The 9,758-nt window shown below is 69.7% G+C and carries 12 protein-coding genes; 7 read left to right on the top strand and 5 right to left on the bottom strand.

Translation table 11 applies throughout. The features are described 5' to 3' along the window. A partial coding sequence (locus HUU99_RS09385) for a hypothetical protein (protein WP_174286317.1) occupies positions 1 to 200 on the bottom strand: 200 nt, incomplete at its 3' end. Between the two features lie 267 nt (positions 201 to 467). Between HUU99_RS09385 and HUU99_RS09380 the strand changes: the two genes are divergently transcribed. Next, on the top strand, positions 468 to 1,010 hold the full coding sequence (locus HUU99_RS09380) for a phosphoribosyltransferase (protein ID WP_174286316.1): 543 nt from the start codon (positions 468 to 470) through the stop codon (positions 1,008 to 1,010). A gap of 92 nt (positions 1,011 to 1,102) precedes the next feature. Here the strand turns inward: HUU99_RS09380 and HUU99_RS09375 are convergent, their stop codons facing one another. Continuing rightward, positions 1,103 to 1,324, bottom strand: coding sequence for a hypothetical protein (locus HUU99_RS09375; protein WP_174286315.1), 222 nt, complete (start codon positions 1,322 to 1,324; stop codon positions 1,103 to 1,105). 170 nt (positions 1,325 to 1,494) lie between these two features. Continuing rightward, complete coding sequence (gene murA, locus HUU99_RS09370) at positions 1,495 to 2,778, bottom strand: UDP-N-acetylglucosamine 1-carboxyvinyltransferase (RefSeq protein WP_174286314.1); 1,284 nt, start codon at positions 2,776 to 2,778, stop codon at positions 1,495 to 1,497. A gap of 93 nt (positions 2,779 to 2,871) precedes the next feature. On the opposite strand from murA, the gene queG reads away from it, so the two are divergent. Continuing rightward, positions 2,872 to 3,930 carry a tRNA epoxyqueuosine(34) reductase QueG gene (queG, locus tag HUU99_RS09365; RefSeq protein WP_174286313.1) on the top strand — a complete coding sequence of 353 codons (1,059 nt, stop codon included), beginning with the start codon at positions 2,872 to 2,874 and terminating at the stop codon, positions 3,928 to 3,930. Here queG and HUU99_RS09360 read toward each other — a convergent pair. Together HUU99_RS09360 and HUU99_RS09355 are read right to left on the bottom strand one after the other, a co-directional pair. Beyond that, positions 3,905 to 4,270, bottom strand: a complete 366-nt coding sequence (locus HUU99_RS09360; protein WP_174286312.1) for a hypothetical protein — start codon at positions 4,268 to 4,270, stop codon at positions 3,905 to 3,907. The genes queG and HUU99_RS09360 overlap by 26 nt on opposite strands. Then, positions 4,267 to 4,941, bottom strand: coding sequence for an EI24 domain-containing protein (locus HUU99_RS09355; RefSeq protein WP_174286311.1), 675 nt, complete (start codon positions 4,939 to 4,941; stop codon positions 4,267 to 4,269). The genes HUU99_RS09360 and HUU99_RS09355 overlap by 4 nt, the downstream gene beginning before the upstream one ends. Before the next feature lie 71 nt (positions 4,942 to 5,012). Here HUU99_RS09355 and HUU99_RS09350 point away from each other — a divergent pair, with 71 nt between their 5' ends. The 5 genes from HUU99_RS09350 to HUU99_RS09330 all read left to right on the top strand — a co-directional run bounded on the left by HUU99_RS09350 (position 5,013) and on the right by HUU99_RS09330 (position 9,710). Continuing rightward, a complete protein-coding gene (locus tag HUU99_RS09350; RefSeq protein WP_174286310.1) occupies positions 5,013 to 6,014 on the top strand; it encodes an adenosine kinase in 1,002 nt (333 codons plus the stop codon). 90 nt (positions 6,015 to 6,104) lie between these two features. After that, positions 6,105 to 6,251, top strand: coding sequence for a hypothetical protein (locus HUU99_RS09345; RefSeq protein WP_174286309.1), 147 nt, complete (start codon positions 6,105 to 6,107; stop codon positions 6,249 to 6,251). A gap of 36 nt (positions 6,252 to 6,287) precedes the next feature. Then, complete coding sequence (nhaA, locus tag HUU99_RS09340; protein WP_174286308.1) at positions 6,288 to 7,481, top strand: Na+/H+ antiporter NhaA; 1,194 nt, start codon at positions 6,288 to 6,290, stop codon at positions 7,479 to 7,481. Then, complete coding sequence (locus tag HUU99_RS09335; protein WP_174286307.1) at positions 7,481 to 8,491, top strand: histone deacetylase family protein; 1,011 nt, start codon at positions 7,481 to 7,483, stop codon at positions 8,489 to 8,491. Before nhaA ends, HUU99_RS09335 begins: the two co-directional genes overlap by 1 nt. Next, a complete protein-coding gene (locus HUU99_RS09330) occupies positions 8,481 to 9,710 on the top strand; it encodes an MFS transporter (protein WP_254603085.1) in 1,230 nt (409 codons plus the stop codon). The genes HUU99_RS09335 and HUU99_RS09330 overlap by 11 nt, the downstream gene beginning before the upstream one ends. Positions 9,711 to 9,758 lie beyond the last annotated feature (48 nt).

Genomic DNA, 9,758 nt, shown 5'->3' with positions numbered 1-9,758 from the left:
TCGTATTTGGGGACGACCCGCCACAGAAAGCGCCACCCGTGGTCGGCGGCGAAAGCGCTATATGCCTCGTCCAGCCAGAGCGGTTCGTCGGCAATCCCCCGATACCGCAGCATCAGCCCCGCTATGGCGGCGGCGGCCAGCAAGGCTGCCGTAGCGACCGATCCGACTCGCGTGTCGGCGGACAGGTCGGAACGCGGCATCGCCCTTCGGTAACGGGCAAACTTTACCGAAGGGTTAGGCGATGACGCTCGTTTCACCGGTCGACACAGGGCACGCACCATTGGCCCGCGCGGATGATCTTCGTCATCCCCATCCTGGCCCCGTCGCTAGGACAGGTTTGCCTGGCCTGGGGCCATGGCAACGACTTGCACGTCCGTGGCGGAGCGACAATGAAAGGGGATGCACGATAATCCCTCCTTCACCTTCGGGTCGTCGTTTCTGCCCGAAGAAGCGGTCGTGGCCGCCTGATGCCGGTCTTTACCGCCATATCGCACGCCGCGTTCGTCGAGGACGTGACCGCGCTCGCCACGGCGATCCGCGCGGATGTCGGCTGGACGCCGACGTATATCGTCGGGATCGGCCGCGGCGGACTGGTCCCTGCGGTCTATCTCAGCCATGCGACCGGGCTGTCGATGCTGTCGTGCGACCGGTCGAGCCAGCTCGCCGATTTCGCGGGCGATGTGGTCGTTCGGCTGGCCGGGCATAGCCACGCGGGCGAGCGGTTGCTGTTCGTCGACGACATCAACGATTCCGGGCTGACGATCGGCGCGCTCCGCACGGCGCTCGCGACAGCCGGGGCGATATCCGGATCGATCCGGATCGCGACGCTGATCGACAACCGCGTCTCGGCGCAGCGCGTCGATTACCGCGCGCGCGTGATCGACCGGACGGTGACGAAGGACTGGTACGTCTTCCCGTGGGAAGCCGTGGGGCCCGACACTGCACTGCAAAAAGACGCCGCGGCGGTCCCCGAACGGATCGGCCAGCGGCAGTCGACATCGAACGCGTGACCCGGCTCTTCGCCCAAGCCGCACCGCACCGATGATCCGGATCACAGCCCCGACAACTCGCGCTGCCGGGGCCGGACGGTGCGATGACGCGTTCACCTCGGCGCGGATGGATCCCCCGTGCTCGACGTGGTCTGACCCGTAGGGATCGTCGCGCCCGAACTGGTGCCCGGCTGCGATCCGTCGGTGCTGGCACCCGGTACCGATTGCGGCGTCGCCTGGCCGCTTTCGGTGTTGCTGGTGTAACCCGAAATGCCGCTCGACATCGCCTTGTCCTTGTCCTTGTAGTGCTTCGTCTTGGCGTGGCTCGTGCTCATCGCCGATGTGTCGGTCTGGGCAAGGCGATGGCCGGAACGACCAGCGCCGCCGCCGCCGCCGCGATCGAGAGGATGATACGCATGTCCGGTCTCGTGTGGTTGGCAGGCGTCACCCGGCCATTACCGCAGCGGTTCCGGTATTTGACGTACATCGGCGAAAGTTTCGGGGTTCACCCGTCCCCCACCCGCTCGATATCCGCGCCGACCGCGCTGAGCTTTTCCTCCAGCCGTTCGTAGCCGCGGTCGAGATGGTACACCCGCGACACCTGCGTCTCGCCCTCCGCCGCGAGTCCCGCCAGGATCAGGCTCATCGACGCGCGCAGGTCGGTCGCCATCACCGGTGCGCCAGTCAGCCGGTCGACGCCCTTCACCACCGCGGTTCGGCCATGGACCCGGATGTCGGCACCCATCCGCGCCAGCTCCGGCACATGCATATAGCGGTTCTCGAAGATCGTCTCGGTCAGCACGCTCGCCCCGTCCGCGCGGCACAGCATCGCCATGAACTGCGCCTGCATGTCGGTCGCGAAGCCCGGATAGGGCGCGGTCGACAGCGTCAGCGGGCCGATCCCGCCGGTCGCCTCGATCAGCACCGAGCGCGCGCGCTCCTCGACCGTGACCCCCGCCTCGACCAGCGCGTCGAGCGTGGCGCGCATGTCGGAGGCGGCGACGTTCACGAGTTCGAGCGACCCGCCGGTGATCGCAGCGGCGCAGGCATAGCTGCCCGCCTCGATCCGGTCGGGCATCACCGCATAGGTCGCGCCGTGCAGCCGGTCGCGGCCCTCGATCGTCAGCGTCTCGGTGCCGATGCCGTCGATCGACGCGCCCATCGCGACCAGGCAGCGGCACAGATCGACGATCTCCGGCTCGCGCGCGGCATTCTCGATCCTACTGGTGCCGCGCGCGGTCGCCGCCGCCATAACGACATTCTCGGTCGCGCCGACGGATACGATCGGGAAGCGGTAATTGCCGCCCGAGAGCCTCCCCCCCGGTGCCGTCGCCTTTACATAGCCCGCGGCCATCTCCAGCTCGGCACCGATCGCCTCCAGCGCCTTCAGGTGGAGGTCGATCGGCCGGTTGCCGATCGCGCAGCCGCCGGGCAGGCTGACCCGCGCCTCGCCGCCGCGGCCGAGCAAGGGGCCGAGCACCAGGATCGACGCGCGCATCTTGCGCACGATGTCGTACGGTGCCTCGGTCGAGGTGAGCGTGCCTGCGCGGATCGTCATCACCCGCCCGAAATCCTCGGGCCGCGACCCCTGGATCGCGGTCGATGCGCCCAACTGGTTGAGCAGATGCCCGAAGCCGTCGACATCGGCGAGGCGCGGCAGATTGCGGAGCGTCAGCGGTTCGTCGGTCAACAGCGCGCAAGGCATGAGCGTCAGCGCGGCGTTCTTCGCGCCGGAAATCGGCAGGCGACCGGACAGGCGATTGCCGCCGCGGATGAGGATACGGTCCATGACGGCCGGTGTATCGTCGCGGCACGAACGCGCAAGTCTTTGCCCGGCGCGTGAAGCATCGCGCTAAATTACGATTCGCCGTAGCGATGGCACATGGACACGCCGACGAAGACCCTCCCTGCGATCGAGACTCGCCTTGCCGCCCGGGCGGCGGCGCTGGGCTTCGCCGCGTGCGGGATCGCGCGCGCTGATGCAGCGCCGCTGGCGGGCGAGCGGCTGCGCGCGTGGATCGCGGACGGCGCGCATGGCGACATGATCTGGATGGAGGCGCGGGCCGATCAACGTGCCGCGCCCGCCGCGCTGTGGCCCGACGTCCGCAGCGTGATCTCGCTCGGGATGAGCTACGCCCCCGCCGCCGATCCGCTGCGGCTGGCGGACGAGCGCGGGATCGGACGGATATCGGTCTATGCGCAAGGGTCCGACTATCACGATGTCGTCAAACGCCAGCTGAAGGCGCTCGCCCGCTGGCTGGTGTCGGAAGCGGGCGGCGACCTGAAGGTGTTCGTCGATACCGCCCCGGTCATGGAAAAGCCGCTGGCCGAGGCGGCGGGGATCGGCTGGCAGGGCAAGCACACCAATCTGGTCAGCCGGATGGATGGCAGCTGGCTGTTCCTCGGCGCGATCTACACCACGCTCGATCTCGCCGCCGCCGGACCAGCGCGCGACGCGTGCGGATCGTGCGACGCGTGCCAGCGCGCCTGCCCGACCGACGCCTTCCCGGCACCGTATAGGCTCGATGCGCGGCGGTGCATCTCGTACCTGACGATCGAGCATGCCGGGCCGATCCCGGATGAATTCCGCGTCGCGATTGGCAACCGCATCTATGGCTGCGACGATTGCCTGGCGGTATGCCCGTGGAACAAGTTCGCCGCCGCCGCCCGCGCCAACCGCGCGTTCACGCCGCGTGCCGAACTGGCCGCGCCCGAACTGGTTGACCTGCTGCGACTCGACGATGCCGGGTTTCGCCAGGTCTTCGCCGGCTCGCCGATCAAGCGGATCGGACGCGACCGCATGGTCCGCAACGCCTGCATCGCGGCGGGCAACAGCGCCGATCCCGCGCTGGTCGCGTCGCTCGCGCCGCTTACCGCCGACCCGTCGCCGGTCGTCGCGGAAGCCGCCGGCTGGGCTATTTCCCGCCTTCGCGCCGGGTGAGCGCGGAGACGCAGCTGGCGCGGTCGATCGTGCTGCCGTCGGGTTCGCGCGCGTCGATATAGGTGACGCGCGGTGGCTGCCCGTCCTTTGGATACAGATACGCGTCGAGCACGCAGAACCGGCCCTGGAATTGCAGCTTGCGCGCGGTGCCTTCGCGGATATCGGCGTCGGGCTGGCCGAACAGCCGGGTGAGGCTGGCGGCATCCTGTCCGATTACGCGTTCCAGCCCGATCGGGTTATAGGGCACCGCTACCTGCCCCACCGCCGCGGGCCGTGCCGCCGGTGTCGCGGCGCAACCCGCCAGCGACAGTCCCAGTCCGATCGCTGCGATGGTCTTCATGCCCTATCCTCGTGAAACAGATGCGTCGCCATCGCCGCGCCGACGACGGGGGCGAGGATGTTGACCAGCGGAACCACGAAGAGCCCGGCCTCGACAAGTCCCAGCACGAACAGCCGCGACCGGTTCGCCTTGCGCCAGCCGCGCATCGCCGCATGCCCGAGGTACCGCGCCGCGACCATGTCCCCCAGATCGCGCCCGAGCACCCAGGCGTTGACGAGGAAGAACGCGATCGCCGGCCCGATGCCGGTGAACAGCAGCACGATATAGACCGGCAGCGCGATGAGATTGGCGAGCAGCGCCCGCGCCGCCGATCGCAATCCCATCGACGCCGCGCGCCCCGGCCCGACCATGTGCGCGGTGGCGCGCGCGGCGGGATAATGTCGCGCCTCGACCGCGGCTACGATCCGGTCGGCGAACATCTGCAGCACCGCGATCCCCACCACGACGAACAACAGCCAGCCGCCGAGGACCACCACCGCGACCGCCACCAGCCCCGACAGCGCGCCCGAGCGGAAGCCGAGCCAGTCGTCGCTCAACCCCTGTACCCCGAACCACACGCCGACCCCGATCAGCCCGAATACCGCGCAGGTGATCGCGATCGAACCGGCCAGCACGCGCAGGATCGCGGGGTCGCCGAGCTGGCCGATCGACAGGAAGAAAGCGCGGATCACGGCCATTGTCCTGCTGCGCTTTGCCCCGTACGGCAACGGCTTTCGCCCTATCCACGAAGCGGACCAGCCCCTTGAGCACCCCCAGATACGACGTCGTCGCGATCGGCAACGCCATCGTCGACATCCTCGCGCAGACCGACGACGCCTTCATCGCCGCGGAGGGGATGGCGAAGGGATCGATGCAGCTGATGTTTTCCCCCGAGGATGCGGACGCGCTATATGCGAAGATGGGCCCGGGAATGGAGGCGTCCGGGGGCTCGGCCGCGAACACCGTCGCGGCGATCGCGGCGATGGGCGGCCGCTGCGGCTTCATCGGCCAGGTCGCGGACGATCAGCTGGGCGATGTGTTCGGCCACGACATCCGCGCCGCGGGCGTCGATTTCGCGACCGCGACGCGCAGCGGCGAGCCGACGACCGCGCGCTGCCTGATCTTCGTCACCCCGGACGGGCAGCGGACGATGAACACCTTTCTCGGCGCATCGCAGTTCCTGCCCGAAGCGGCGCTCGACCGCGATCTGATCGCGGATGCGGCGATCCTGTATCTGGAGGGCTATCTGTGGGATCCCGAGGAGCCCCGCGCCGCGATGCGTGCCGCGATCGAGGTCGCACGCAAGGCCGGGCGCAAGGTCGCGTTCACGCTGTCCGACACCTTCTGCATCTCGCGCCACGGCGACGATTTCAGGAAGCTGATCGCGGACGGGCTGATCGACATCCTGTTCGCCAACGAAGCCGAACTGGCGGCGCTGACCGGGACCCAGGATTTCGAGGCGGCGCTGGCGCAGGTCGCGGCAAAGGTGCCGACATTGGTCGTCACCCGCGGGGCCGATGGTGCCTGCGCGGTGCAGGCGGGAACGCGCGCCGATGTCGCCGCCGAGCCGATCGACCGGGTCGTCGACACCACGGGAGCCGGCGATCTGTTCGCCGCCGGGTTCCTGCATGGCCAGGCGCAGGGTCGCGACCTGACGCAATCGCTTCGGCTCGGCGCGATCTGCGCGGCGGAGATCATCGGGCATGTCGGCGCGCGGCCGATCGTCGACATGAAGGCTTTGGTTACGCAGAAGCTGGCCCGGTGACCTGTCGGCGCGCGGGGTGACGAGCGATCGGGTGAATCCTGGCCGCTTCGTTGATTCGACGCGCGCGGACAGGCGCTCGCGGCGGAACAATTGCACGTCACGATCGACGTCATCGACGATCATGCGGACCTGCCGCGCGGCCTCGTCGACCACAGCCATGTCGGGCGGACGCGGCACGACGTGCTCGCGCGCCGGCCGCTGGAGCCGGCCCCCGACCCGCAGCTCGCGCCGTTCTGACCATTGCCGATGGCGCGACCGGGGTTAGGAAAGGGAATGACCCGCCCCGCTCCGTCCACGTTGCGTGCGTTCCTGGCCAGCGAAGCCGCCGGCGGGGTCGTGCTGATCGTGGCGGCGGCGCTCGCGGTGATCCTCGCCAATTCGCCTGCCGCAAACGCCTATGACTCGTTGCTGCGGCTGAAAACCGGCCCCGTCATCGCCCCGGCGATGGGTGCGATGACGGTCCATATGTGGATCGACGATGGCGCGATGGCGCTGTTCTTCCTGCTCGTCGGGCTGGAGATCAAGCGCGCGCTGATCGACGGCCAGCTCGCCAGACCCGATCGGCGGCGCTTGCCGATCGTCGCGGCGGTGGCGGGGATGGCGGCGCCGGCGGCGATCTACCTCGCGGTCACCCGGCACGATCCCGCGCTCCGGGCCGGCTGGGCGATCCCGGCGGCGACCGATATCGCCTTTGCGGTCGGCGTCATGGCGCTGCTCGGCCCGCGCGTCTCGCCGCAGTTGAAACTGTTCCTGACCACCGTGGCGATCGCGGACGACATGGGCGCGGTCGCGATCATCGCGGTCGCCTACAGCCACGGGATCGACCTCGGCGCGCTGGCGGCGGCGGCGGGGGTGCTGGCGATCATGGCGGCGATGAACCGGCGCGGGATCGCGACGCTCGCGCCCTATCTGATCGCGGCGGCACTGTTGTGGCTGCTGGTGCTACGATCGGGCGTGCATGCGACCGTCGCCGGGGTGCTGGCGGCGGTGTTCGTGCCGATCCGCCGGTCGCCGGGCGCGCCCGATGCGGCGGGTTCCCCGCTCCACCGGCTCGAACACGCGCTCGGGCCGTGGGTCGCGTTCGTCGTCGTGCCGGTGTTCGGGCTCGCCAATGCCGGCGTGTCGTTCGCCGGATTCGGCGTCGAGGTCCTCGCGCGACCGCTGGTGATCGGGATCGCGGCCGGGCTGTTCGTCGGCAAGCAGTTCGGCATGCTGGCGGTGGTCGCGGTCGCCGAACGGATCGGCATCGCCAGACGACCGAGCGGCGTGCGCTGGGTGGAGATGTACGGCGTGACGCTGCTGGCGGGGATCGGTTTCACGATGAGCCTGTTTATCGGTGGTCTGGCCTTTCCGGGCGATCCGGCGCGGATGGCGGCGATAAGGATCGGCGTGCTGGCGGGGTCGATCCTGTCCGCGCTGGCGGGATATGGCGTGTTGCGCTTCGCGGCACCGGCGCGGAGGATGTGATGCGGCGCTTCTTCGATCCCCGCCAAGCGTTGCATGCGCCGGCCCTGGAACTTCACAATGGCGGCTTCGCGCCCTATGCGGAGACGCCCGCGCGCGTGGACGCGATTCTGGCCGCGATCGGCGGGACGGAGCCGCCGCCCGATCGCGGCACCGCGCCGATCCTTGCGGTCCACGCCCCGGATTATGTCGATTTCCTGCGATCCGCGCCCGCGCGCTGGGCGGCGGCGGGGCGTTCCGGGGATGCGATCCCCTACGCCTTTCCGGTCGTCGGCCGCCGCACCGTGCCGCTCGACCGGATCGATGCGGCGATGGGCCGTTACAGCTTCGACGCGACGACGCCGATCACCGCAGAGGCCTGGACGTCGAGCTATTGGAGCGCGCAGTCCGCGCTTGCCGCGACCGCCGCCGTGCTGGCGGGGGAGCGTGCGGCGTTCGCCTTGTGCCGGCCGCCGGGGCATCATGCGGGTGCGGATTATTGCGGCGGCTATTGCCACCTGAACGCCGCCGCGATCGCGGCGCAGGCGGCGCGCGACGCCGGCACCGCGCGAGTCGCGATCCTCGATATCGACTATCACCATGGCAACGGCACGCAGGACATCTTCCGCGCGCGCGGCGATATATTCTACGCCAGCCTCCATGCCGATCCGGCGACCGACTATCCCTTCTACTGGGGCCATGCCGACGAGACCGGCGGGGGCGAAGGCGCGGGCGCGGGCGCGACGCTCAACCTGCCCTTGCCGCACGGTACGACGCTGACCGCGTTCCGCGACGCGCAGGCGGTGGCGCTCGACGCGATCGGCCGGTTCGCGCCCGGGCTGCTGATCGTCAGCTTCGGCGCGGACACCTGGCGCGGCGATCCGATCAGCCATTTCGCGCTGGAGACCACGGATTATCCGGTCCTCGCGCGCGACATCGCCGCGCGCGGCTGGCCGACCGCGATCCTGATGGAGGGCGGCTATGCGGTCGGCGCGCTCGGCGACAATGTCGCCGGATTCCTCGGTGGGTTCTGAAGGCCATGCCCGCGGGGGCACTGCCTATCGGCGGCTGACGCTCGCGATGCTGTTCGCAGGCTTCTCGACCTTCTCGTTACTATACTCTGTCCAGCCCCTGCTGCCTTTGTTCGCCGATCAGTACCTGCTGAGCGCGGCGGGCGGATCGCTTGCGGTATCGCTGGCGACCGGGCCGCTCGCGGTCGGCATCCTCGTCGCCGGCGCGGTGTCGGACCGGGTCGGACGGCGGCCGCTGATGGTGTGGGCGATGATCGCCGCGGGCGCGCTGACGCTCGCCGCCGCCGCCGCGCCCGGCTGGGGCGCACTCCTGGCGTTCCGGCTGCTGACCGGCGTTGCGCTTGCGGGGGTGCCGGCGGTCGCGATGGCCTATGTTGCGGAGGAGGTGGACGCCGCATCGGTCGGTGCGGCGATGGGGCTGTATATCGCCGGCAGCGCGCTCGGCGGGATGGGCGGGCGGCTCGTCGCAAGCCTGGTCGCCGATCTGGCGGGATGGCGATGGGCGCTCGCGGTGGTCGGGCTGCTCGGGCTGGCGATGGGCGAGGCATTCCGTCGGCTGGCACCGCCCTCGCGCCGGTTTGCGCGCTCCGCATTACCGCCGCATGTGGTGCTGGCGCAGACGAAGCGCCTCTTCGCCGACGCCGCATTGCCCTTGCTATATGCCGAGGCATTCCTGCTGATGGGCATCTTCGTCACGATCTACAACTATGCCGGGTTCCGCCTGCTCGCCCCACCCTATGCGCTCAGCCAGGCGGCGGTCGGGGCGGTGTTCCTGCTCTACCTGCTCGGTTCGGCGAGTTCGGCCTGGTTCGGCGGGCTGGCCGGCCGGATCGGGCGGCGGCGCATATTCTGGGTACCGATCGCGATAGCGATCGCGGGCACCGCGCTGACCCTGGCGCGCCCGCTCGGCGTCTTCGTCGCGGGCATCGGCGTCGTTACGATCGGCTTTTTCGGTGCGCATTCGATCGCCAGCGCCTGGGTGGGTCGCCGCGCAACGGGCCAGCGCGGACAGGCGGCGGCGCTGTATCTGTTCTTCTATTATCTGGGATCGAGCGTACTCGGCTCCGCCGGCGGCGTGGCGTGGAGCCGCTACGGCTGGGCCGGAGTGGCGGGCTTCTGCCTCGTCGCGGGTGTGGTGGCGCTGATCCTCGGACTGGTGCTGCGCGGCGTACCGCCGTTGATCGTCGAGCCGCCGCCCGGCGCGTCGATCCCCGAGGCCTGAGGCTGGCCGGAGCGCCCGCCACCATTTTTTAAAGCCCGTGCATTAGGC

The organism is Sphingomonas bacterium (genome assembly GCF_903642285.1).
Classification (GTDB): domain Bacteria; phylum Pseudomonadota; class Alphaproteobacteria; order Sphingomonadales; family Sphingomonadaceae; genus Sphingomonas.
Note: the sequence above shows the minus strand (reverse complement) of the source record. Positions and strands in the feature narration are given on the sequence as shown.